24 protein-coding genes are annotated in these 22,614 nt (G+C 63.2%); 15 read left to right on the top strand and 9 right to left on the bottom strand.

The features are described 5' to 3' along the window. Positions 1 to 6 precede the first annotated feature (6 nt). From Q3Y53_RS08155 to Q3Y53_RS08110, 10 genes are all read left to right on the top strand, one after another. Positions 7 to 4,095: a DNA-directed RNA polymerase subunit beta' gene (locus Q3Y53_RS08155; protein ID WP_303534926.1), complete on the top strand. Its 4,089-nt coding sequence runs from the start codon at positions 7 to 9 to the stop codon at positions 4,093 to 4,095. Between the two features lie 35 nt (positions 4,096 to 4,130). Further along, on the top strand, positions 4,131 to 4,283 hold the full coding sequence (locus tag Q3Y53_RS08150; protein WP_006850847.1) for a hypothetical protein: 153 nt from the start codon (positions 4,131 to 4,133) through the stop codon (positions 4,281 to 4,283). Continuing rightward, positions 4,280 to 5,338, top strand: coding sequence for a 23S rRNA (adenine(2503)-C(2))-methyltransferase RlmN (rlmN, locus tag Q3Y53_RS08145; protein ID WP_303534925.1), 1,059 nt, complete (start codon positions 4,280 to 4,282; stop codon positions 5,336 to 5,338). The genes Q3Y53_RS08150 and rlmN overlap by 4 nt, the downstream gene beginning before the upstream one ends. Positions 5,339 to 5,392: 54 nt before the next feature. After that, positions 5,393 to 7,147, top strand: a complete 1,755-nt coding sequence (locus Q3Y53_RS08140) for a sodium:solute symporter family protein (RefSeq protein ID WP_303534923.1) — start codon at positions 5,393 to 5,395, stop codon at positions 7,145 to 7,147. A 30-nt stretch (positions 7,148 to 7,177) separates the two neighbouring features. Then, positions 7,178 to 7,303 (top strand): hypothetical protein, encoded by a 126-nt coding sequence (locus Q3Y53_RS08135; protein ID WP_255444647.1) that lies wholly within the window; start codon positions 7,178 to 7,180, stop codon positions 7,301 to 7,303. Positions 7,304 to 7,333: 30 nt separating this feature from the next. Next, complete coding sequence (locus Q3Y53_RS08130) at positions 7,334 to 8,146, top strand: HEAT repeat domain-containing protein (RefSeq protein ID WP_226425253.1); 813 nt, start codon at positions 7,334 to 7,336, stop codon at positions 8,144 to 8,146. Between the two features lie 74 nt (positions 8,147 to 8,220). Next, entirely contained in the window at positions 8,221 to 8,424 is a 204-nt protein-coding gene (locus Q3Y53_RS08125; RefSeq protein WP_303534918.1) for a DUF2997 domain-containing protein, read from the top strand. Continuing rightward, positions 8,424 to 8,816 (top strand): DUF1257 domain-containing protein, encoded by a 393-nt coding sequence (locus tag Q3Y53_RS08120; RefSeq protein ID WP_303534917.1) that lies wholly within the window; start codon positions 8,424 to 8,426, stop codon positions 8,814 to 8,816. Before Q3Y53_RS08125 ends, Q3Y53_RS08120 begins: the two co-directional genes overlap by 1 nt. Before the next feature lie 3 nt (positions 8,817 to 8,819). After that, complete coding sequence (locus Q3Y53_RS08115; RefSeq protein WP_303535326.1) at positions 8,820 to 9,170, top strand: ferredoxin; 351 nt, start codon at positions 8,820 to 8,822, stop codon at positions 9,168 to 9,170. Further along, a complete protein-coding gene (locus tag Q3Y53_RS08110) occupies positions 9,170 to 10,369 on the top strand; it encodes an aldo/keto reductase (protein WP_303534916.1) in 1,200 nt (399 codons plus the stop codon). Before Q3Y53_RS08115 ends, Q3Y53_RS08110 begins: the two co-directional genes overlap by 1 nt. 9 nt (positions 10,370 to 10,378) lie before the next feature. On the opposite strand, the gene rsmG is transcribed toward Q3Y53_RS08110, so the two are convergent. Continuing rightward, complete coding sequence (gene rsmG, locus Q3Y53_RS08105) at positions 10,379 to 11,110, bottom strand: 16S rRNA (guanine(527)-N(7))-methyltransferase RsmG (protein ID WP_303534915.1); 732 nt, start codon at positions 11,108 to 11,110, stop codon at positions 10,379 to 10,381. Between the two features lie 25 nt (positions 11,111 to 11,135). Here rsmG and Q3Y53_RS08100 point away from each other — a divergent pair, with 25 nt between their 5' ends. Beyond that, positions 11,136 to 11,675 (top strand): J domain-containing protein, encoded by a 540-nt coding sequence (locus Q3Y53_RS08100; RefSeq protein WP_303534914.1) that lies wholly within the window; start codon positions 11,136 to 11,138, stop codon positions 11,673 to 11,675. After that, the gene (locus Q3Y53_RS08095) at positions 11,617 to 11,889 is read left to right on the top strand and encodes a DUF3143 domain-containing protein (protein WP_303534912.1); all 273 of its coding nucleotides are present in this window, start codon (positions 11,617 to 11,619) and stop codon (positions 11,887 to 11,889) included. The genes Q3Y53_RS08100 and Q3Y53_RS08095 overlap by 59 nt, the downstream gene beginning before the upstream one ends. A gap of 11 nt (positions 11,890 to 11,900) precedes the next feature. Here the strand turns inward: Q3Y53_RS08095 and bioA are convergent, their stop codons facing one another. Beyond that, on the bottom strand, positions 11,901 to 13,199 hold the full coding sequence (gene bioA, locus Q3Y53_RS08090; RefSeq protein ID WP_303534910.1) for an adenosylmethionine--8-amino-7-oxononanoate transaminase: 1,299 nt from the start codon (positions 13,197 to 13,199) through the stop codon (positions 11,901 to 11,903). Between the two features lie 31 nt (positions 13,200 to 13,230). Here bioA and Q3Y53_RS08085 point away from each other — a divergent pair, with 31 nt between their 5' ends. After that, positions 13,231 to 13,491 carry a hypothetical protein gene (locus Q3Y53_RS08085; RefSeq protein WP_303534908.1) on the top strand — a complete coding sequence of 87 codons (261 nt, stop codon included), beginning with the start codon at positions 13,231 to 13,233 and terminating at the stop codon, positions 13,489 to 13,491. A 4-nt stretch (positions 13,492 to 13,495) separates the two neighbouring features. Here Q3Y53_RS08085 and Q3Y53_RS08080 read toward each other — a convergent pair whose 3' ends face one another. From Q3Y53_RS08080 to Q3Y53_RS08060, 5 genes are read right to left on the bottom strand one after another with little or no spacing between them, the layout of a single operon-like run. After that, positions 13,496 to 13,651 (bottom strand): hypothetical protein, encoded by a 156-nt coding sequence (locus tag Q3Y53_RS08080; protein WP_226425262.1) that lies wholly within the window; start codon positions 13,649 to 13,651, stop codon positions 13,496 to 13,498. After that, positions 13,648 to 14,307 (bottom strand): dethiobiotin synthase, encoded by a 660-nt coding sequence (gene bioD, locus Q3Y53_RS08075; RefSeq protein ID WP_303535324.1) that lies wholly within the window; start codon positions 14,305 to 14,307, stop codon positions 13,648 to 13,650. Before bioD ends, Q3Y53_RS08080 begins: the two co-directional genes overlap by 4 nt. Beyond that, positions 14,304 to 15,083 carry a methyltransferase gene (locus Q3Y53_RS08070; protein WP_303534905.1) on the bottom strand — a complete coding sequence of 260 codons (780 nt, stop codon included), beginning with the start codon at positions 15,081 to 15,083 and terminating at the stop codon, positions 14,304 to 14,306. The genes bioD and Q3Y53_RS08070 overlap by 4 nt, the downstream gene beginning before the upstream one ends. After that, positions 15,065 to 15,754 (bottom strand): S9 family peptidase, encoded by a 690-nt coding sequence (locus Q3Y53_RS08065; RefSeq protein WP_303534904.1) that lies wholly within the window; start codon positions 15,752 to 15,754, stop codon positions 15,065 to 15,067. Before Q3Y53_RS08065 ends, Q3Y53_RS08070 begins: the two co-directional genes overlap by 19 nt. Next, positions 15,751 to 16,890 (bottom strand): 8-amino-7-oxononanoate synthase, encoded by a 1,140-nt coding sequence (locus tag Q3Y53_RS08060; RefSeq protein WP_226425265.1) that lies wholly within the window; start codon positions 16,888 to 16,890, stop codon positions 15,751 to 15,753. Before Q3Y53_RS08060 ends, Q3Y53_RS08065 begins: the two co-directional genes overlap by 4 nt. 54 nt (positions 16,891 to 16,944) lie before the next feature. Between Q3Y53_RS08060 and Q3Y53_RS08055 the strand changes: the two genes are divergently transcribed. Next, positions 16,945 to 17,865, top strand: a complete 921-nt coding sequence (locus tag Q3Y53_RS08055) for a bile acid:sodium symporter family protein (protein ID WP_226425266.1) — start codon at positions 16,945 to 16,947, stop codon at positions 17,863 to 17,865. 9 nt (positions 17,866 to 17,874) lie between these two features. Here the strand turns inward: Q3Y53_RS08055 and Q3Y53_RS08050 are convergent, their stop codons facing one another. Continuing rightward, positions 17,875 to 18,105 (bottom strand): hypothetical protein, encoded by a 231-nt coding sequence (locus Q3Y53_RS08050; protein WP_226425267.1) that lies wholly within the window; start codon positions 18,103 to 18,105, stop codon positions 17,875 to 17,877. Between the two features lie 251 nt (positions 18,106 to 18,356). Here Q3Y53_RS08050 and Q3Y53_RS08045 point away from each other — a divergent pair, with 251 nt between their 5' ends. Then, on the top strand, positions 18,357 to 21,131 hold the full coding sequence (locus tag Q3Y53_RS08045; protein WP_226425268.1) for an RNA helicase: 2,775 nt from the start codon (positions 18,357 to 18,359) through the stop codon (positions 21,129 to 21,131). A 2-nt stretch (positions 21,132 to 21,133) separates the two neighbouring features. Here Q3Y53_RS08045 and Q3Y53_RS08040 read toward each other — a convergent pair whose 3' ends face one another. Next, the gene (locus Q3Y53_RS08040; protein WP_226425269.1) at positions 21,134 to 22,567 is read right to left on the bottom strand and encodes a class II fumarate hydratase; all 1,434 of its coding nucleotides are present in this window, start codon (positions 22,565 to 22,567) and stop codon (positions 21,134 to 21,136) included. Positions 22,568 to 22,614 lie beyond the last annotated feature (47 nt).

Below are 22,614 nucleotides of genomic sequence, written 5' to 3'. Positions count from 1 at the left end.
GCAGCCATGACCTCGTCCTCGAAATCCCGAAAGTCCAAATCCAGCAAAGCTTCCAAGGCCGCCAAGGAAGCTCCTGTGAGCGCATCCCGCCCCCTCTCCAAGACCCCGCCACCGTTCCGCAATCAGATCATTGACAAGCGGGCCCTCAAACAGCTTGTTGCTTGGTCTTACAAAAACCACGGCACGGCGGTGACGTCGTCCATGGCCGACAACCTCAAGGATCTCGGCTTCAAGTACGCCACCCAGGCGGCTGTGTCGATCTCCGTCGACGACCTCAAGGTGCCCGAGGCGAAGAAGGATCTGCTGGGCCAGGCCGAGGAACAGATCACGGCGACCGAAGAGCGTTATCGCTTGGGTGAAATCACCGAGGTGGAGCGTCACACCAAGGTGATCGACACCTGGACCGAGACAAATGAGCGTCTGGTGGATGCCGTCAAAAAGAATTTTGACGAGAACGCACCGCTGAACTCGGTGTGGATGATGGCCAACTCCGGTGCCCGGGGAAACATGTCCCAGGTGCGTCAGCTGGTGGGCATGCGCGGCCTGATGGCCAACCCACAGGGCGAAATCATTGACCTTCCGATCCGCACCAACTTCCGTGAGGGTCTGACGGTCACTGAGTACGTCATCTCCTCCTACGGCGCCCGGAAGGGTCTGGTGGATACGGCGCTACGCACCGCTGACTCGGGCTACCTCACCCGTCGTTTGGTGGACGTTGCCCAGGATGTGATCGTCCGTGAGGACGACTGCGGCACAACCCGCCACATCGTGGTGGACGCCGAGGACGGCAAATTCGGCAGCCGGCTTGTGGGTCGCCTGACTGCCTCCCAGGTGGTGAATGCCGATGGTGAGGTGCTGGCCGAGCGCGACACCGAAATCGATCCGCCGCTGTCCAAGGCCTTTGAGGCCGCTGGCGTGAAGGCCGTGAGTGTGCGTTCGCCGCTCACCTGCGAAGCCAACCGTTCCGTTTGTCGTAAGTGCTACGGCTGGGCACTGGCCCACAACGAACTGGTCGATCTGGGTGAAGCCGTCGGCATCATCGCGGCCCAGTCGATCGGTGAGCCTGGAACCCAGCTCACGATGCGGACCTTCCACACCGGTGGTGTGTCCACCGCTGAAACTGGTGTGGTCCGCTCCAAAGTGGCGGGCACCGTCGAGTTCGGCAGCAAGGCGCGGGTGCGTCCCTACCGCACCCCCCATGGTGTGAATGCTCAACAGGCTGAGGTTGATTTCAACCTCACGATCAAGCCGTCCGGCAAGGGCAAGGCTCAGAAGATCGAGATCACCAACGGCTCTCTGCTGTTCGTCGACAACGGTGCTGAGATCGATGCCGACGTCACGGTGGCCCAGATCGCTGCTGGTTCGGTCAAGAAGAGTGTGGAGAAGGCCACTAAGGACGTGATCTGCGACCTTGCCGGTCAGGTGCGTTACGAGGAGGCGATCCAGCCCCGTGAGGTCACCGACCGCCAGGGCAACATCACCCTGAAGGCCCAGCGCCTCGGCCGGATGTGGGTGCTGTCGGGTGATGTGTACAACCTGCCGCCCAACGCCCAGCCTGTGGTCAGCGGTGAAACTCAGGTCACTGAGGGTCAGGTGCTGGCCGAAGCCAGCCAGCGCAGTGAGTACGGCGGTGAAGTCCGCCTGCGCGACTCCATCGGTGATTCCCGCGAGGTGCAGATCGTCACCACGGCGATGACCCTCAAGGACTTCAAACTGCTGGAGGAGTCCACCCACTCCGGTGAGATCTGGAATCTCGAGGCGAAGGACGGCACCCGTTACCGCCTCAACACCATCCCCGGCAGCAAGATCGGCTCTGGTGAGGTCATCGCTGAACTGGCGGATGACCGCTTCCGCACCGGTACAGGTGGTCTGGTGAAGTTCGCCCCTGGTTTGGCAATCAAGAAGGCCCGTTCCGCCAAGAACGGCTACGAGGTCAACAAGGGCGGCACCCTGCTGTGGATCCCCCAGGAGACCCACGAAATCAACAAGGACATCTCCCTGTTGATGATCACCGATGGTCAGTGGATCGAGGCTGGCACCGAGGTTGTTAAAGACATCTTCAGCCAGACCGCGGGCATCGTCACCGTCACCCAGAAGAACGACATCCTGCGCGAAATCATCGTCCGCAGTGGTGAGTTCCACCTCTGCACCGATGCCAAGGCGTTGGAGCGCTTCGAGGGTGATGGCCAGATGGTTAATCCCGGCGAGGACGTCGCTAAGGGATTGTCCGTCGACACGATGAAGTACGTGCAGACAGTGGAGACCCCCGAAGGCAAGGGTCTGCTGCTGCGTCCCGTTGAGGAGTACACCATTCCCAACGAGGCCCAGCTGCCTGAGCTGTCCCATGTGAAGCAGGCCAATGGCCCTCACCTCGGCATCAAGGCCACTCAGCGTCTGGCGTTCAAGGACAACGAACTGATCAAGTCCGTTGAAGGTGTGGAGCTGCTCAAGACCCAGCTGCTGCTCGAGACCTTCGACACCACTCCGCAGATGACGGTGGATGTGGAGAAGGCCCCCGACAAGCGGGCCAAGACCATTTCCCGTCTGCGCCTCGTGATCCTTGAGTCGATTCTGGTGCGTCGCGACACCATGTCCGACTCCAGCCATGGCTCAACCCACACCGAGCTGCAGATCGAAGACGGCGTGTCAGTGAAGGCTGGTGATGTCGTTGCCACCACGCAGATCCTCTGCAAGCAAGCAGGTCTGGCGCAGCTGCCGGAAGCCACCGAAGCCGACCCTGTGCGTCGGATGATCGTGGAGCGCCCCGAAGACACCACCACCCTGAGCACCTCCGGCAAGCCGGTGGTGAGCGTCGGTCAGCGGATTGTCGATGGCGATGTCCTTGCCGAAGGCGAGACTGCAAGCTGCTGTGGTGAGATCGAGGCTGTGGGCGGCAACAGCGTCACCCTGCGCCTGGGACGTCCCTACATGGTGTCTCCCGATTCCGTACTGCACGTGCGCGATGGAGATCTGGTGCAGCGGGGTGACGGTTTGGCCCTGCTGGTGTTCGAACGCCAAAAGACCGGTGACATCGTTCAGGGTCTGCCTCGAATTGAGGAATTGCTGGAGGCCCGTCGCCCCCGTGAATCAGCGATTCTCTGCAAGAAGCCCGGCACCGTCGAGATCAAGCAGGGTGAAGACGACGACTCCCTCGCCGTCAACGTGATCGAATCCGATGACGCCATCGGCGAATACCCGATTTTGCTCGGCCGCAACATCATGGTGAGCGATGGCCAGCAGGTCACTGCCGGTGAATTGCTGACCGATGGCCCGATCAACCCTCATGAGTTGCTCGAGTGCTATTTCGAGGATCTGCGCAGCCGCAAGCCTCTGATGGATGCCGCTCAGGAGGCGATCGCCAACCTGCAGCACCGTCTGGTGACTGAGGTTCAGAACGTCTACAAGTCCCAGGGCGTCTCGATTGACGACAAGCACATCGAAGTGATCGTCCGTCAGATGACCAGCAAGGTGCGGGTCGAGGATGCCGGTGACACCACCCTGTTGCCGGGTGAGCTGATCGAACTGCGTCAGGTGGAAGACACCAACCAGGCCATGGCGATCACCGGTGGCGCTCCCGCCGAGTTCACCCCGGTTCTGCTGGGTATCACCAAGGCGTCGCTCAACACCGACAGCTTCATCTCGGCCGCCTCCTTCCAGGAGACGACCCGTGTGCTCACCGAAGCTGCCATCGAGGGCAAGAGCGACTGGCTGCGCGGTCTCAAGGAGAACGTGATCATCGGTCGCCTAATTCCTGCAGGTACCGGCTTCAGTGGCTTCGAAGAGGAGCTGCAGAAGGAGGCTGGCCCTCACCCCGACATCCTTTCGGAGGATCCGGCCGGCTACCGCCGCATGCAGAACCTGCGTCCCGACTACACCGTCGACATGCCCCCTGCGGCCAGCGCCAGTGCGGTGCTGGACGACCCCAGTGACGCCGACCTTGAGGCCACCCGCACCCGCCACAACATCGATCCCTCGGCGAGTAATTTCGCCGCGTTCACCCGTCCGGACGCCGACAATGAGCTGAAGGAAGAGCAGGTGGTCGATGCTGAAGCCGTCGAGGGCCTTCAGGAAGAGGGCCTGCTCTCTGACGAATGAGCTCCGCTCAAACGTTCACCATTGCAGCCCCTTCCATGCTTGAGCCCACTGAGATTCCCAAGAGACGCCTGCCTAAATATGGGTTCCACACCCATACCGAGCGGCTGAATGGACGTTTGGCCATGCTTGGCTTCATCGCCCTGATGGCGGTGGAGATCAAGCTGGGCCATGGTCTGCTGATCTGGTGACCCAGGCTCTGCTGGGTCGCAGCGCGGCTGAGCTGCAGGACTGGGCCGTTGCTCAGGGGCAAAAGCCGTTCCGTGGCCGTCAGCTCCATGACTGGATCTATGCCAAAGGGGCTCGATCCCTGGCCGACATCACGGTCTTCCCCAAGACCTGGCGTGCCGCCTTGTTGGAGGGTGGCATCGATGTGGGCCGACTGAAGGAAGTGCATCGTTCGGTGGCCACGGATGCCACCACCAAATTGCTGCTCTCCACAGAGGACGGCGAAACCATTGAAACCGTCGGTATTCCCACCGACCAACGGCTCACCGTCTGTGTGTCCAGCCAGGTGGGTTGTCCCATGGCCTGCCGCTTCTGCGCCACCGGCAAAGGCGGCCTGCAACGCTCACTCCAGACCCACGAAATCGTGGATCAGGTGCTGAGTGTGCGTGAGGCGATGGACCGTCGTCCCTCCCACATCGTGTTCATGGGCATGGGCGAGCCCCTGCTCAACAGCAGCGCTGTTCTGGAGGCGATCCGCTGCCTCAATGATGACCTCGGTATCGGCCAACGGCGCATCACCGTCAGCACGGTGGGTGTTCCGAAAACCCTGCCGCAACTGGCAGAACTGGCCATGCAGCGGTTGGGACGCGCCCAGTTCACCCTGGCGGTGAGTCTCCATGCCCCCAACCAGCGGCTGCGCGAGGAGCTGATTCCCACAGCCCATGCCTACCCCTATGACGCTCTGCTTGAGGATTGCCGTCACTATCTGGACGTGACCGGTCGGCGGGTGAGTTTTGAGTACATCCTTCTTGGTGAACTCAACGATCAGCCAGAGCACGCCGCAGAGCTGGCGGATCGCGTTGGCGGTTTCCAGAGTCACGTGAACCTGATCGCCTACAACCCGATTGAGGAGGAGGAGTTCAAGCGACCGACGCCGCAGCGGATTGAGGCGTTTCGTCGTGTTCTGGAGCGACGCGGTGTCGCCGTGAGTCTGAGGGCCAGCCGGGGGCTGGATCAAAATGCGGCTTGTGGTCAGCTCCGGCGTCAGCAGATGGCTCCGAATTCGTCGGGGAGCTGAAGGGTGGGCTGATGTCCTGTACCTCAGCAGACTGCTGAGGTACAGGGTCTGCGAATGACAGCAATTGATTGGCTGCTTCTCGCTGCTTACCTCGTTCTCACCCTGGTGTTGGGGTTGTGGCTGGCCCGCCGCAACAGCGGCGAGGCGGATTATTTCGTGGCTGGCCGTCGTCTGAACGGTTGGTTGGCCGGCGCCTCGATGGCGGCGACCACCTTCTCCATCGACACGCCGCTCTACGTCGCCGGCCTGGTGGGTGCCCGCGGCCTGGCGGGCAACTGGGAGTGGTGGAGTTTTGGTTTGGCCCATGTGGCCATGGCCGTTGTCTTCGCACCCCTCTGGCGCCGCAGCGGTGTGCTCACCGACGCCGCCTTTACCGAGCTGCGCTACGGCGGAGCAGCGGCGGCTTGGTTGCGCGGTATCAAGGCTTTCCTGTTGGCCGTGCCGGTGAACTGCATTGGCATTGGGTATGCCTTCCTCGCCCTCCGCAAGGTGGTGGAAGCCCTCGGCCTGGTGTCGGGTCAACCCGCTGCACTGGGACTGACGGACACGGTCTGGTTGTTGATGGTCGTGGCCCTGCTCGTGATGAGTTACACCGTGGCCGGTGGGCTCTGGGCTGTCGTGGTCACCGATCTGGTCCAGCTCGTGCTGGCGTTGGCGGGTGCCGTGGCCGTGGCCGCGGCTGCCCTCCATGCCGCAGGAGGGATGACGGCGCTGTTGGAGCAACTGCAGGCGCTGCAGCGGCCAGAGCTGCTGTCTCTGGTGCCCTGGACATGGGATGACTCGGGCTTCCGCTGGTTGCAGGGCAGTGGCATCAGCATCCCGATGTTCACGGCCTACATCGCTGTGCAGTGGTGGAGTTTCCGTCGCAGCGATGGTGGCGGCGAGTTCATCCAGCGGATGCTGGCCACCCGTGATGAGCAGCAGGCCCGGCTGGCGGGTTGGGTCTTTCTGGTGGTGAATTACCTCCTGCGCAGCTGGCTCTGGATCGTGGTCGCGTTGGCGGCCCTGGTGCTGTTGCCAGCCGGCGCTGATCTGGAGCTGGGCTATCCCGCCCTGGCCGTGCAACTTCTGCCCCCCGTGGCGCTCGGCCTGGTGGTGATCTCCCTGGTGGCGGCGTTCATGAGCACCGTGAGCACCTCGGTGAACTGGGGAGCCAGCTACCTCACTCACGACCTCTATCAGCGCTTTGTTCGCCCCTCCGCCGGTTCCCGCGAGCTGTTACTGGTGGGACAACTCACCACGGTTCTGCTGCTTGTTCTTGGGGTGATCACTGCTTTGATCAGCGACAGCATCGGCACGGTGTTTCGGCTGGTGATCGCCATCGGGTCCGGCCCAGGTGTGGTTCTGGTGCTGCGCTGGTTCTGGTGGCGCGTTAACGCCGCGGCGGAGCTATCGGCGATGCTCTGCGGGTTTTTCGTTGGGGTGTTCACCTCGGTGGTGCCCCTGGTTCGGATCGAGGATTACGGGGTTCGTATTGCGGTGATCACCGGCCTCTCCGCTGTGGTCTGGTTGGCGGTGATGCTGAGCACACCTCCGGAATCCGATGCTGTCTTGGAGCGGTTTGTGCGGACGGTGCGTCCTCCGGGCCCCGGTTGGTCACGCCTGCGCAAGCGCTTCGGTGTCATGCCGATGGAGTCGTTGCCCGCCATGCTGCGGCGCTTTGTGCTGGCCTGCGGTGTGCTGTTCGGCGGTCTGCTCGGCACGGGAGGATTCCTTTTGCATCAGCAGTGGACTGGCTGGATCGGTCTGTCGGTGCTGATCCTCTCGATCTGGCAGCTGAGGCGGCGTGTCGATGCCGTGCCGTCTTGAGCAGAATGGCGACTTGATTGGAGTGTTCCGGTGTCGTTTTTTCGTTCCACCCTTCTGCCGGCTCTGATTGTTCTCCTGTTTGCCCTGGCGTTGGTGGCCGTGAGTGCCCGCATCTGGCTTCCCGGTGACATGCTGGCTCCAGCTCCCATGGGTTGAGCCCTGGAATGGCTCCCGTAGCATCCCCGCATGACTGACGATCGCAGCCAACAGAAGGACCAGGGGCTTTCCAACCTTTCCGTGGATCCTGATCTGCTGGCGCGTGAGCTGGCGGCTGAAGACGATATTGACCCGCTTGATGCGATCCAGCTCGACGACGCCGAGCAGGATTCCTCTCTGCAAATTGCCCGGTCCTGTGACCAGGGTCTGGTCTGGTTGCGTGGCAACCATGGAGAACGGCTCCAAGGCCTGCAGGTGTTCTGTGAACACCGTGATCCCCGCGCGATCGCCCTGCTGCTCCCCTTGCTCCAGAACTTCTGTCCGGTGGAGCGGATGAGTGCCGTCTACGCCTTGGGCCGCAACCCATCTCCTCCGGCTGTTGAGCCGCTGTTGCAGCTGCTGCAGCTCGATGCCAATGCCTACGTCCGTAAGGCTGCGGCCTGGAGCCTGGGCAATTTCCCCGATGCTCCGGTGCTGAATCCGCTGATCCGGGCACTGCAGACGGATGTCGCAGCGGTGCGCCTGTGGTGTCCAGGCTCATTGGCGGAGGCCGGCAGTCGTTCACCGGTGAAGGCCGACCCCGCGGCGGGGCAATTGCTGGTGAGCCTGCGCATCGACAGTGAAGCGGTGGTGCGCAGCAACTGCATCTGGGCTTTGGGCCGTTTGATGGATCAGCTGGTGCAGCCGCGACAAGCTGAGATCGTTGAGGCTCTGGTGAGCGCCCTCCTCCATGACGGTGAGATCTCTGTGCGCGATGAGGCCAGAACCGCCCTCGAACAGCTGGAGGATCCATTGGTGCTGGAACGCATCCAGGCTTTGATCAACGACGGTTTCATCCTGTAACTGGGCTGTGTAACGAGGAAGGCAACACTCTCGGGAGACCACCACTAGATTGCGACGCAAATCACGCTTCTTCAATGCCCCAAAAGACCCTTCGTTTCACCATTCGGCCTGATGGTCGTGTGGAAGAGCGGGTCGAGGGTGTTGCAGGCGAGGCGTGCCAGCAGCTCACTGAAGAAGTGGAAGCTGCTCTTGGAACGGTTGAACGTAAGGAGTCCACATCCGAAGCGTTTCTGCAGCCAGAGGTCCAGTCCCAGTCTCTTTCAGCTCATTTGAACTGATGTCGCATTTCAGCACCGTCAAAACCGAACTGCGTCAGCTGGAGCCTCTGGTGAAAGCTTTGGAAGACATGGGTTACGCCCCTGATCAGGCCGAACGCCCTGTGCGTGGCTACCGCGGCCAGACCGTTACGGCTGATCTGGCTATTGCAGTGCAGGACGGTGGTGATATCGGCTTCCGCTGGAACAGCGCATCGGAGTCCTACGAGCTGGTCACCGACCTCGATCTGTGGAAACAACAGATTCCTGTGGAACGTTTCCTCTCCAAGCTCACTCAGCGCTATGCCTTGAACACGGTTCTTGCTGCCACCGCCAAGGAAGGTTTTCAGGTTGCCGAGCAGACCCAAACCGAGGATGGTTCGATTGAACTCGTGGTGACCCGCTGGGACGCCTGAATCCTGGCTGATCCTTCGTCTCACGCTTTTTCTGCCCCAGCCCGGCCGCTGGAGCAAGCCACCGGTAGGGAGCCCCTCCTCGGGGGTGACATGCGAGATCAGGCTGTCTGGGTCGATGAAGGCGTCTGCATCGGCTGCCGTTATTGCGCTCATGTAGCTGCCAACACTTTTGTTGTTGAGCCCCATTTGGGACGTTCCAGGGCAATCCGACAGGACGGCGACTCCACCGAATGCATCCAGGAGGCCATCGATACCTGCCCAGTGGATTGCATCCACTGGGTTCCTTTTGAATCGTTGGAAACGCTGCGGCAAAACCTGATTCGCCAGAATCTGCAACCCCGTCCCCAGGGTTAATGGCGCTTCCCACCCGCCGATTCGGCCGCACGGAGCTTGAGATCCCTCTCTTGTCTCTTGGGGGAATGCGCTTTCAGCAGAGCTGGACCGACCTCCCTGCTGAAGAGATCACCTCTGCGTCGCAGACCCAGCTCGAGGCGACCCTGAGGCGAGCGGTGGATCTGGGTTTTCATCATGTGGAAACGGCGCGGCACTACGGCAGCTCCGAGCGTCAGCTGGGTTGGGCCCTGCCGCGCACACCCGACCCCTCCCGTCTGCTGCAGAGCAAGGTGCCTCCCCGGCCCGATCCCGATGCCTTCGAAGCGGAACTGGAGCTCAGCTTTGAGCGGCTGGGATGTGATCGCCTGGATTTATTGGCCATCCATGGCATCAACCTGCAGGAGCATCTCGAGCAGACCCTTCGGCCTGGGGGATGCATGGAGGTGGTGCGCCGCTGGCAGGCGGAGGGTCGCATCGGTCACGTGGGCTTCTCCACCCATGGCCCCACAGCCTTGATTGCAGAGGCCTGCGATTCCGGTGCCTTCGATTACGTGAATCTGCACTGGTATTACATCCGCCAAGACAACAATCCCGCCCTGGATGCGGCCCGCCGTCAGGACATGGGTGTGTTCATCATCAGTCCCACCGACAAAGGAGGCCATCTGCACACGCCATCCCAACGGCTGTTGGAGCTTTGTGCACCGTTGCATCCCATCGTTTTCAACGACCTGTTTTGTCTCCAGGATCCGCGGGTGCACACCATCAGCGTGGGAGCGGCCCGGCCGGAGGATCTCGAGCTTCATCTGGAGGCGTTGCACTTGCTGTCGGATGCAGCGTCCTTGATTGCTCCGGTGGATCAGCGGCTTCGGCAAGCGGCCGATGAAGCGCTGGGTCGTGACTGGATGGCCACCTGGTCCGTCGGGCTTCCGCCTTGGTATGCGACGCCTGGGGGGATCAACCTGCCGGTGTTGCTTTGGTTGTACAACCTTCTGGAGGCCTGGAATCTCGAGAGTTATGCCAAGGCCCGATATGGGTTGTTGGGCTCCGGCGGGCACTGGTTTGCCGGTGCCAATGCCGATGGCTTTGATGGGGAGGTCAGTGCCGAAGACCTGCGGAGCGTCCTGCAGGAGAGCCCATGGCGTCAGCGCATCCCCGAGATCCTGCGCAGCCTCAAGCACCGGCTCAAGGGCGAATCCCAGATGCGCTTGTCGAGCGTCTGAGTGTTCGTCTTAGCCCCCAAGGGGATCTCGGCTGGGCGTTCCCACGGCCCTTGGGTAGTTGCGGGGGCAGGGGGCGTTCGGCTGCACCCGCAGAAGATGACGCGTGCCGCGATCACCAGGCAGTTGCCGGTGCTGCACCTCCATCAGACGGGCCTGCAGTAGGCGCAGGGCTCTGTTGAACGGCACGGCATCGGCGTCATTCCACTGGCCCCGATACAGCAGGGCCTGGCCGTCGGTTTTCAGCAAGGGCACGAGGTATTCAGCCACCACAGGAGCTGCCGCCACAGCCCGGGCTACGGCTCGATCGAAGCTGCCGCGGAAGTTGCGATCGCGCCCGGTGGTTTCGATCCGCTCGGTGCGGACCCGCACCCGATCGGCAAGCCCCAGGCTGCTGGCCATGGCTTCCACGGCGGCGGTCTTGCGCCCGACGGAATCCAGCAGGGTCACCTGTGACTGGGGCAGGGCAATGGCGACGGCGAGACCGGGGAAGCCGCCCCCGGTCCCCACATCAATCCAGTGCTGCGGCTCGTCCGCTGACTGGAGTTCCCCCGCCAGCGGCCAGAGACTGTCGAAGACCTGACCAATCCAGAAATCATCGCCGTTCACCAGGCGCGTGAGGTTGACCCGTTCATTCCAGCTCTGCAGGAGGCCTTGAAGCTCCACCAGCTGGTCGCGTTGCCCTTGCGATGGCTGCCATCTCAGGGCGTCCCAGAACGCCGGTTCAGGCGCGGTGGCGGCCATGGCTGCACCAACAACTCTTCTTAGGATGAAGGACCGGCTGTCCCCTGTGTCCGAAGCCCACCCCAGCCATCACGAACGGCTTGGCGTGCGCCCCGGGGTTGACGCTGAAACCTTGCGCCAGGCCTTTCGACGTCAGTCCAAGGCTCTGCATCCCGACACCACGCAACTGCCGCCCGAGCAGGCCAGCATTGCTTTTCAGGAGCTCAAGGAGTCCTACGACGTTTTACTGCGTCAGAGCCAAGCAACCCTCGGTCTTGGCATACAGGCGCCGTCATCGCCCCCGCCCCTGCAGAGTCAGCCCCGCCCGGATGCCTGGCAGGGCATCGGTCAACGAAGGCCGCTTTCCGGCGGGGAATGGTTCTCGCTGGTGCTGTTGAGCATCGCGCTGTTGCTCAGCCTGGTGCTGGGGTTGGGGGTGGCTCTTGCCCAGGGCCGCGACTGGCAGGTGTCGCCGAGTTGGCTGGCGGATGAGCAGACTCCGAAGACATCCGTGCGTACGCAACCTGATGGCCACCCTGCCCCCGGAGAGCACCCCGCTGAATCAGCACTCTCTCCCGGCGCTTGAGGCCTGGCTTCAGCAGCTGGGTGCCGTCCGCATGGACGACAACCCCTGCCAGTGGATGCTCGAGCGTTCTGAGTGGAGGGCGCTGTTGCTGCTGGAACGGGAGGACCTCAAAGTGATCTGGCACCCCGGTTCCCTGGAAGCGATGTTGCAGTGTTCATTGCCCTATGGCCTCTCCAGGGCTGATGTCGAGGCGGCGATTCAGGCGGGTCCCTGAGGCCACAACGTTCAGAGCTGATCGAGGGCCATTTCCAGCACCGAATAGCACCGTTCCAGCTGGGCATCGCTGATGCAGAGCGGTGGCAGCAGATAGACCACCTGGCCCAGGGGGCGGAGGAAGACGCCGTTCTCCATCGCCAGTCGTTTCAATCTCGGCCCCGCCGGGTTGAGGTAGCCCGAGGTTCCCTCCACAACGAGGTCGAAGCCGGCAACAGTCCCCGTCAGCCGGGGGTGTTGCACCCTCGGATGGCGTGCCAACCGTTCGAGGTGCGGACGATGCCGTTGTTCGAACTGCTGAAAGGCAGCGGGGTTGCGCTCCATCAGATCGAGGCTGGCGTTAGCCGCGGCGCAGCCCAGCGGATTGGCCGTGAAGCTGTGGCCGTGCCAGAGGGTCAGACAAGGGTCGTCACCGACGAAGGCTTCGAACACCGCTTCGCTGGCCATGGTCACGCCCATCGGCAGACATCCACCCGTCAAGCCTTTGGACAGCGCCATCAGATCCGGCCGGATGCCCGCCCGCCGGCTGGCGAACCAGTCGCCGCAGCGTCCGAAGCCGGTCAGCACTTCATCGGCAATCAGCAGTGCTCCTGCCTGACGGGTGCGTGCCTCCACCTGTTGCAGAAACTCGGGCCGCACCATGGCCATCCCGCCGGCCCCCTGCAGCAGGGGCTCGAGGATCACCGCCGCAGTCGGTGTCTCCAGCACGCGCTCGAGCACCTCCAGTGCTGCCGATTCCTTGGCCTCCACGGCGTCGTCATCCCACCAGGTGGCCGGCCAGGGAACCCTGGCGACGGGAAAGAGCTTGTCTTCAAAGGGCGCGCTGAAAAGGTTGCGTTCGCCAACGGCCATCGCCCCGAAGGTGTCGCCGTGGTACGCGCCGTCGAAGGCGACGATCTGATGACGCGGTTGCCCCCGGTTGGCCCACCACTGGCAGGCGATCTTGAGCGCCACTTCCACCGCAGTGGAGCCGTTGTCGGAGAAGAACAGCCGTTGCAGACCGCAGAGTCCGCTCAGGCGTACGGCCAGCTGTTCCGCAGGCTCATGGGTGAAGTCGGCAAAAATCACCTGCTCGAGGCGGGCTGCCTGATCGGCGATGGCCTTGGCCAACACCGGATGGGCATGGCCGTGAAGGGTGACCCACCAGCTACTGATGGCATCGATCAGCGGTTCCCCCTTTTCACGAATCAGCAGAGCCCCGTCTCCGGACACCACCCGTTGGGAGTTGGCTGCGCTGGCCATCTGGGTGAAGGGGGGCCACAGATTCGGATGGCGGATCGACTCCATGGCAGCAGCGGCAGCTTTTGCCATATTGGATCTGAGGCTGTTGGAGATGCCCCGGATGGCTGCCCCGCGCACCCGTCGTCAATCCAAGCGTTTTGTTCCCGCCAGGCCGCCTGAGCGGTCGGCCAAGCGACGCCTCGTTCTCCCGGAGGGCGATTGGCATTCGATTCGCAGTGATCTCGAGCTACGGGGTTGGTCGTCGTCCCAGCTGGAGTTGATCCAGGCTGAACTCAGTCATGGATGGCCGCTGCGGATCGCCGTGCGCCATGCCGCGATGCGACTGGGCACCTGCCCCACCGGTTCAAAGGCCCTGGGTTGAGTCTTCAGCGGCAGACGTCACTGTTCTTTTCCGCCTCTGTGGCAATGGCGCTGCAGTTCACCCAGCGCACTAGCTGCACCTCGATATCGGTGAACAGCACCAGAATTCCAACGCAGAGTGCTGAAACAGCAAGGGTCGCCAGGGTTTGACGTGAATTCACGGGGACGATCGCTTCAACACTTTTCGGAATGTAGTGGTGAGATCCTTCTCGTGCCAAAGCCGCTCCAGAACCGTTGCCGATAGCGAGGCCTGGGGGGGGAGCTGCGCCAGAACGGGGACGTCACCGAACTGTTCGAGGGTCCCCGGGTTGTCGGCATGGAGGGGGCCGTTGAGGATCAGTCCCAACACCGTGAGATTTCGCCGTCTCATCGCTTCCAGGCTGAGCAGGGTGTGGTTGAGGGTGCCCAGCCCACTGCGGGCCACCAGAACGATTGGCAACTGCCACTCCACGAGTTGATCGATCTGGAGCCAGTTGCGGGTGAGGGGCACCATCAACCCTCCAGCTGTCTCCACCACCAGCGATCCCTGATGGTCGGGAAGAGCCAGTTGGGCTGGGTCGAGCGGCGTGTCGTCCAGTTCGGCGGCCCAGTGGGGGGAGACCGGCTCTCGGAAGGCATAGGCCTCGGGAAGCATCCGTTCCGGCGGGAGGTTCAACAGCTGCCGCACCCGTTCGCGGTCTCCGCCGCCCTCCAGTCCGCTCTGAACGGGTTTCCAGTAGCTGGCCTGAAGCCCCTGCACGAGCCACGCACTCACCACGGTTTTGCCGACGTCCGTGTCGGTTCCGCATACCACCAGGCGACTGACGCTGCCGTTCATCGCTTCACCATCAGGACCCACATCCTCCAGGTCAGGGCGAACCGTGTCAGAGCGAACCGTGGTGATGCTTTGGCTTGGGGCCAAGCTCGGAAGACGGCCTTCCACTGGCCTGGGGAGAGCCGGCCAGCATTGGTGACGGAGGCGCCAATGCTGCTCATCGGTCGCAGCAGCCGCAGTGGATTGGCGGCGTGTTGGGTGAAGCTCAGGCACTCGTCCCGTTGCACCACGCCATCGGGCAGGGCCGCGATCAGTTGCTCTCGCACCGGCATGGTCAAGGCCGTGCAGGCCTGATCTGCTGCGCGGGCGGCGTGCTGCCATTGCGGAAAACTTCCGTCCACCGGCACCGCCAGGGCCAGCCAGCCCCCCTTCGGCAGCGCATCCACCCAACGTCGAAGCTGTTGCGCTGGATCTGGCAACCAATGCAAAACAAAGCTGGAGGCCAGCAGTTGCGGTGGCTCACTCCAGTCCGGTAGCCCTCGGCTCAGGTCATGCCGCAGGGTGCGTGTTCCATGGGGGTGGCTGTTCAACATGGCGGTACTTCCGTCAAGGCGGATCACTTGCTGACCCGGGTGAGCGGCTTCCAGGGCTGCGGCCAGATGACCGGTGCCGCTGCCGAGGTCTGCCCACAGGCCACGCCGGATGGAGCAGTGTCGGCAGAGTTGGGCCAGGCGCCAGGCCATAGCCCGTTGCAGCTGCGCGTCGCCCGCGTAGGTCGGCGCTGCGCGACTGAAGCGCTCCAGCACCTGATCGGGGCGAATCACAGGGCCTCCAGCCATTGCTGAACCACCGAGAGCACCGGTGGTGTGATCAGTGCGTGGCCCCAATTCGGATCCCGATGGAGGGTCAGCGGCTGCTGTCTGAGGTCATCGATCAGCTGCTGCGCCGATGCGGCGTGCACCACAGCGTCCTGTTCGCCCTGCACCACCAGCACAGGCACGGCCTCAGGCCATCCCGTCGGCAGGGCCTGGCAGTGCGCCAGAAGCTCCAGATCCTGCTGCAGCCGCTGGCGCCCCAGGGTCGTCAAACCTTGCAGCTGGGGGGCTGGGGGCAGGGCGCTGCGGGCATGGGGTGAGGCGGCTTTGTCGAGGAAGCGTTCCAGCATCGTCAGTTCCTGGTCGGTGTCCAGAGCCGCCTGCATCCCCTGCAGAGCTGCCGCCACAGCGCGCCCTGCGCGCCCGTGGGGCACGAAGGCGCTGAAGCTGCCCAGCAGCACCACCGCATCGGCCTGCGCCAGAACAGCTGCCGGCAGTAGATGCAGCCCCAGGGAGTGGGCGATCAACAGGTTGCGTTCTGGGCCGGGGGGCCATGCCGGAGCAACAGCCTCACCGCCGCCGTAGCCCCGGTCTGCGCTGGACCATCTCGATCCCCAGTTTTCAAAGCGTTGACGCCAGTGGGACCAAGCGCTGGCCTGGCCAGCCCAACCATGCATCGCCAGGACCTGCGTCATCGAGAGCCGAGGGCTGCGAGCAGTTGCTCCAATGTGCCCTCCGGCAGGTCCCGCCGCAGCACCAAGCGCAAACGGGCGGTTCCCTCCGGCACGGTGGGCGGCCGGATCGCTACTGAAAGCAGACCCGCCTGCTCCAGCTTTTGCTGGAGGTCGAGCGCGTCCTGGTCGCCACCGATCAGTAAGGGCAGCACAGGACCGTGCCCTGCTGGTTTTACCCAGCCCTGCTGCGCCAGAGCTGTCCTCCAGCGTTCCGAGCGCTGGCTCAGCTCGCTTCCCCAATTGGGGTTGGTTTGGATCAAGTGCAGGGCAGCTTGTGCTCCAGCCACCAGCGGTGGTGCCAGGGCCGTGGTGTAGCGGAAAGCCCCACTGGTTTGAAGCAGCCGTTCCATCGTGGTGTGACCCCCAGCCAGAAATGCACCTCCGCTGCCGAAGGCCTTGCCGAAGGTGCCGCACACCAAGGCCACAGGCTGTCGGAGTCCATGGCAAAGCCCGCGGCCTCCGGGCCCCAGTACCCCCAGGCCATGGGCTTCGTCCACCAGCAGCTGTGCACCGTGGTGGGCGCAAAGGTCGGCGATGCCTTGCAGATCGGGGCTGGTGCCTTCCATGCTGAACAGGCTTTCGGTCACCACCAGTGGCGGTGTTGTTGCCGGCTTGAGCCGCTGCAGCCGCTGGCCGAGATCTTCAAGATCGTTGTGGGCAAAGCGTTGCAGCCGCGCTCCACTGGTGCGGACGCCGGCCAGCAGCGAGTGGTGGATCAGCCGGTCCACCAACACGGTGGTATGCCTGTCACTCAGGGCCGTTAGGGCAGCGATGTTGGCTTGAAATCCGCTGGGGAACAGCAGCACTCGGTCTCGGTTCAACCAGGTGGCGAGGGCTGCCTCCAGATCCAGATGGCATGGTCGGGTGCCGGTGACCAGGCGAGAGCCACCGGCACCAACGCCATCGGAGGCCATGGCCTCCGTTGCCGCTGCGAGCACATCGGGATGGCGGCTGAGCCCGAGGTAGTCGTTGCTTGCCAGATCAACGAGCTGGCCGGCTTCAGCGGGATCCTTCAGCTGCCAGGGCTCCTGGCCGGCATTCAAGCTCCGCAGGCGCCGGCGGCGGGCTGGAGGGATGGGAGAAGCGTGGTCCCGCATCACAACAGTCTGGAATCCGTCCTGATCAAGGATGGCCGCAGTCCTCTGATCGTCATGTCCTGGGAGCGTTTCACTCTGCTGTTTCCGCTTTGGACGTTGCTGGGGGCTCTGCTGGCGCTGCTGCATCCCCCGCTGTTCATCTGGTTCAAGGGCCCACTGATCGCCCTTGGACTCGGCGTGATCATGCTGGGCATGGGCGTTGGGCTGACACCCGCTGATTTCGTGCGGGTTGGTCGACGCCCCCGGGCCATGCTGCTCGGGGTGCTGGCGCAGTTCCTGGTGATGCCGGCTCTTGCTGCTGCGATTGCGGCGGCTCTGCACCTGCCTGCGCCGCTTGCGGTGGGTTTGATTCTTGTGGGCTGCTGCCCGGGGGGGACCGCCAGCAATGTGGTGGTTCTGATCGGCCGTGGCGATGTGGCGCTTTCGGTGGTCATGACAACGATCAGCACCCTGGCGGCGGTTGTGTTGACCCCGCGTCTCACCCAGGTGTTGGCCAGTCAGTACGTGCCGGTGGACGGTTGGGCCCTGTTCCTGGCCGTGCTTCAGGTGGTGTTGTTGCCCGTCACCGTTGGGGTGGTGCTCAAGCGTGGTTTGCCCGGCGTGGCCCAGCGGATTGAGCCTGTGATGCCTCCCTTGGCGGTGATGGCCATCGTGATGATCGTCTCCAGCATCGTGGGCAGCCAGACGGCTGTGCTGCGTCAGCAGGGGCCCGTGCTGATCCTGGCTTGCCTGCTACTTCACGGCGGCGGCTTTCTGCTCGGCTGGCTGATTCCCCGGCTGGCGGGGCAGACCGTGCAGGCTCAGCGGACCATCAGCATCGAGGTGGGCATGCAGAACTCAGGACTGGCCGTGGTCCTCGCCCGCAGTGGTGGGTTCGCCAGTCCCCTGACGGCGTTGCCGGGTGCCATCTCTGCGGTGATTCACTGCCTGATCGGCAGCGCCCTTGCTGCCGTCTGGAGGCGTCGCTCGCCTTAGTCGGTCGCCCTAGGTCGAGCCCCCGTCATGGAGTTCGAACAGCAGCCGGGCGGCGAGGCCACGGGAGATGCGTCGTTCTACGAGCAGATCACAGATCCAGTTGAACAGCGGCGGGGCATCGGTGCTGGAGGCCAGGCGCTGTTCGAGGGCCTTCAGCTCCTTGACGTCGCTGCAGCCCCGCAGGGCATCGATCAGGGTGTCTTCAGCCGGCCGCGGCTTGGTGAGCTGAGTGCTGGTCACAGTCACAGGTAGTGGCGCTAAATCCCCTCTGTCATGGCACCGGCGGAGTGCCTCTGTCACCCTTCGCCTCTGCGGAGGCAGTCACAAAAAAAGCCCCGGTGGGATCACCAAGGCTCGAAGCATTCTCTTCACTATTTTTCATGATTTGGCTCGGTTCCGTCAAAGGAGGTCGGCACATCTGATTGATGGCATTGGCGTGGCTTATCGCTTGTTTGAAAAGAGAGCTCAGCCAGGCTCCTTAAGATCAATCGATGAACCAATCGACACCGGCCACGCCCCGATCCGAGCCCGATGTCGATCGCAGTGCCCCACTGAATCCCTCAGAAATCTTCCCTTTCCCGCTGGATGATTTTCAGCTGGAAGCCATTGATGCCCTTAACCAGGGACATTCGGTCGTGGTCAGTGCCCCCACGGGATCCGGCAAAACCCTGATCGGCGAATACGCCATTTATCGCGCCCTGGCCCACGGCCAGAAGGTCTTCTACACCACACCGCTGAAGGCTCTCTCCAACCAGAAACTGCGCGATTTCCGCGATCAGTTTGGTGCGGAGAACGTGGGCTTGATGACCGGTGACCTCAGCGTGAATCGCGAGGCTTCCATCGTGGTGATGACCACGGAGATCTTCCGGAACATGCTCTACGCCGAGGCGGATGAGCACGACGATCCCCTGGCTGATGTGGAAGCGGTGGTGCTCGATGAATGCCACTACATGAACGACTCTCAGCGGGGCACGGTCTGGGAGGAGTCGATCATTCACTGTCCACCCACGGTGCAGCTGGTGGGGCTCTCCGCCACCGTGGCCAATGCCGGGCAGCTAACCGACTGGATCGAGAAGGTTCATGGTCCGACCACGTTGGTGATGAGTGATCACCGGCCGGTGCCGCTGCAGTTCAGCTTCTGCAGTGCCAAGGGTCTGCACCCGCTGTTGAACGACGCCGGCACGGGTTTGCATCCCAACTGCAAGGTTTGGCGCGCGCCCAAGGGGCACAAGCGCAAAGGGCGTTCCCAGAGGCCCCCGCAACCGGAGCCACCGCCGATCAGCTTCGTTGTGGCCCAGATGGCCGAGCGGCAGATGCTTCCGGCCATCTACTTCATCTTCAGCCGCCGCGGTTGTGACAAGGCGGTGAGGGATCTGGGGGTGCAGTGCTTGGTGACCCAAGAGGAGCAGGCGCGGATCAAGGAGCGCTTAACCGCTTACAGCCATGACAACCCCGAGGCCGTTCGGGATGGAATTCACGCTGATGCGCTGCTGCGGGGCATCGCTGCCCACCATGCCGGTGTTCTGCCCGCCTGGAAGGAGTTGATCGAGGAGCTCTTCCAGCAGGGGTTGGTGAAGGTGGTCTTTGCCACGGAGACCCTGGCGGCGGGCATCAACATGCCGGCCCGCAGCACGGTGATTGCGGCCCTCTCCAAGCGCACTGAACGGGGGCATCGCTCACTGATGGGCAGTGAGTTCCTCCAGATGGCCGGTCGGGCCGGGCGGCGTGGCCTCGACTCCCAGGGCTATGTCGTGACGGTGCAAAGCAGGTTCGAAGGTGTGCGTGAAGCAGGTCAGCTGGCGACGAGTCCCGCCGACCCCCTGGTGAGCCAGTTCACCCCCAGCTACGGCATGGTTCTGAACCTGCTGCAGCGCCACGATTTGGCCAAGGCAAGGGAGCTGGTGGAGCGCAGTTTTGGTCGCTATCTGGCGGGACTTGACCTCGTGGAGGATGAGGAGAACCTCTCCCAGCTGCGGTTGCAACTCAGCCAGCTGGAGGGCGTCGCCGGCGACATCCCCTGGGAAGACTTTGAGGACTACGAAAAAATGCGTGGGCGGCTCCGCGAAGAGCGGCGCTTGCTCCGCATCCTTCAGCAGCAGGCCGAGGAGACGCTGGCCAACGAGCTGACGATGGCCCTGCAGTTCGCCAGCACCGGCACCCTGGTCAGCCTTAAATCGCCTCAGCTGCGGGGGCGCGTCGCGCCCGCGGTGATCGTCGAGAAGGTGAAGGGGCCCGGTCAGTTCCCGCTGTTGCTCTGCCTGACCGATGAAAATGTCTGGATCCTGCTGCCCTGTCAGGCCGTGGTGAGCATCCACGCGGAGCTCAGTTGTCTGCAGGTGGACGGGCTGGAGGTCCCGGAGCTGTCCCGTTCCGGCGAGTTGCGCCATGGCGATCAGGCCAGTGGGGGTTTGGCGTTAGCCGTGGCCCACATGGCCCGGCGCCATGACATGACCACCCCGCAATACGACCTGGCTGGGGAGGTGTTGACCCAGGCCCGGCTGGTGCGGGATCTCGAGCAGGAGCAGGAGCAGCATCCGGCCCATCGCTGGGGAGATCGAAAACAGCTGAAGAAGCACCGCCGGCGCATGGAAGATCTGGAACTGGAGATCGCCGAACGGCAGCAGCAGCTGCATCAGCGGGCCAACCGTCACTGGGAGACCTTCCTGGCCTTGATGGAGATCCTGCAGCACTTCGGATGTCTTGATGAATTGGAACCCACAGAGATTGGCCGCACCGTGGCTGCTTTGCGGGGCGACAACGAACTCTGGCTGGGGCTGGCTCTGATGAGTGGGCATCTCGATGACCTCTCCGCCCCAGACCTGGCGGCGGTGTTCGAGGCGATCAGCACAGAGGTCAACCGTCCCGACCTATGGAGTGGCTTCCCGCCGCCTGCGGCGGCTGAGGAAGCTCTCCAGGATCTGTCGGGTCTTCGTCGCGAGCTGCTACGGGCCCAGGAACGCGCTGGTGTGGTGGTGCCGGCCTGGTGGGAACCTGAGCTCATGGGTCTTGTGGATGCCTGGGCGCGGGGAACGTCCTGGAGCGATCTGATCGCCAACACGTCCTTGGACGAGGGTGATGTGGTGCGGATCATGCGCCGCACCGTGGATCTTCTGGCCCAGGTGCCCTACTGCGAAGCGATTAGCGAGCAATTGCGCAGCCATGCCCGTCAGGCATTGAAAGCGATCAACCGCTTCCCCGTGGCCGAGGCCCAGGATTTGGTGCCGCCTTCCTCTGCGCTCAACCCGGCAACGGAGAGGGCGGCCTGAGCTCAGGCTTCCGGAGCGGCCATTGCGCCTGGATTCACCTGCTGATCAAAGTCTGCTGCGGTGATGTGGCCCAGCTCCAAGGCCGCTTGCTTCAGCGTCAGCCCCTGGTGGTGGGCATGCTGAGCGATGGCACTGGCCTTCTCGTAACCGATGCTCGGGGTCAAGGCGGTGACCAGCATCAAGGAGCGATCAACAAACCTCTGAATCTGCTCCCGATCCGGCTCCAAGCCCTCTACCAAGTTCTGGCGGAAGCTGGTCATGGCGTCCTTGAGCATGCGAATCGACTGCAGCAGGTTGAAGCCGATCAAGGGCTTGTACACATTCATCTGCAGATGGCCGCCGGCGCCGGCGGCTGCCACGGCGCCATCGAGTCCGATCACCTGGGTGCAGACCATGGCCATGGCTTCGCACTGGGTGGGATTGATTTTCCCCGGCATGATCGAGCTGCCGGGTTCGTTGGCGGGAAGCCGCAACTCCCCCAGACCAGCCCGGGGCCCACACCCGAGCAGACGCACGTCGTTGGTGATTCGGAGCAGGGCCACCGCCAGCAGACGAAGTTGGCCCATCGCATGGACGAGGGCGTCATGGCCGGCCATCACCGCGAAGAGGTTGTCAGCAGGACGGACCTCGACGCCAGCGACCCGGCTCAGCGCCTCCGCCACGGCATGACGGAAGCCCGGTGGCGTGTTCAATCCTGTGCCCACCGCGGTGCCCCCAAGAGGGAGATCGCCGAGGCTGACCAGACAGTCCTCCAGCCAAGCCTGGGCTTGTTTGAGTTGATCACGCCAAGCGGCGACTTCATCGCCAAGACGCAGGGGCACCGCATCCTGCAGATGGGTACGGCCAATCTTGACGATTGGCATCCAGGCCTGGGCTTTTGCATCCAAGGCCTGAACCAGGGCATTGAGCGCCGGCAGCAGCCCATCCTTCAGTTGCTTGGCCGCGGCGACATGGATGGCGGCGGGAAATACATCATTGGTGGATTGCGACCGATTGACGTGGTCATTCGGGTGCACTGGGCTGTGACTGCCGAGGGCGGTGCCTGAGGCCTGAGACGCCAGATTGCTGATCACCTCGTTGATGTTCATGTTGGTCTGGGTTCCGCTTCCGGTCTGCCAGACCCGAAGCGGGAACTGATCGTTGTGCTGGCCAGCGGCAATGGCATCGGCCGCCGTGCAGATCAGCTCAACCTGTTGAGGGCTCAGAAGCGCATGCTGGCCGTTCACCGTGGCGCAGGAGCGCTTGATCCAGGCCAGGGCCTGGATGATCTCGAGTGGGATTCGTTCGTCGCTGATGGCGAAGTTCTGAAGCGACCGCTGGGTCTGGGCTCCCCAGAGCGCTTCGGACGCCACCTCAATGCCACCCAGGCTGTCGGTTTCAATCCTGAACGGCAGCGTCATCGGATCCTCGGCGCGATCAAGCGGTGCTTCGATCATCCGTGATCACTGTCCGTTGATCGTGCCATCGTTCCGCATCAATCGTC

Origin of the sequence: Synechococcus sp. YX-04-1, from assembly GCF_030546365.1 — a bacterium.
GTDB lineage: Bacteria > Cyanobacteriota > Cyanobacteriia > PCC-6307 > Cyanobiaceae > Parasynechococcus.
Note: the sequence above shows the minus strand (reverse complement) of the source record. Positions and strands in the feature narration are given on the sequence as shown.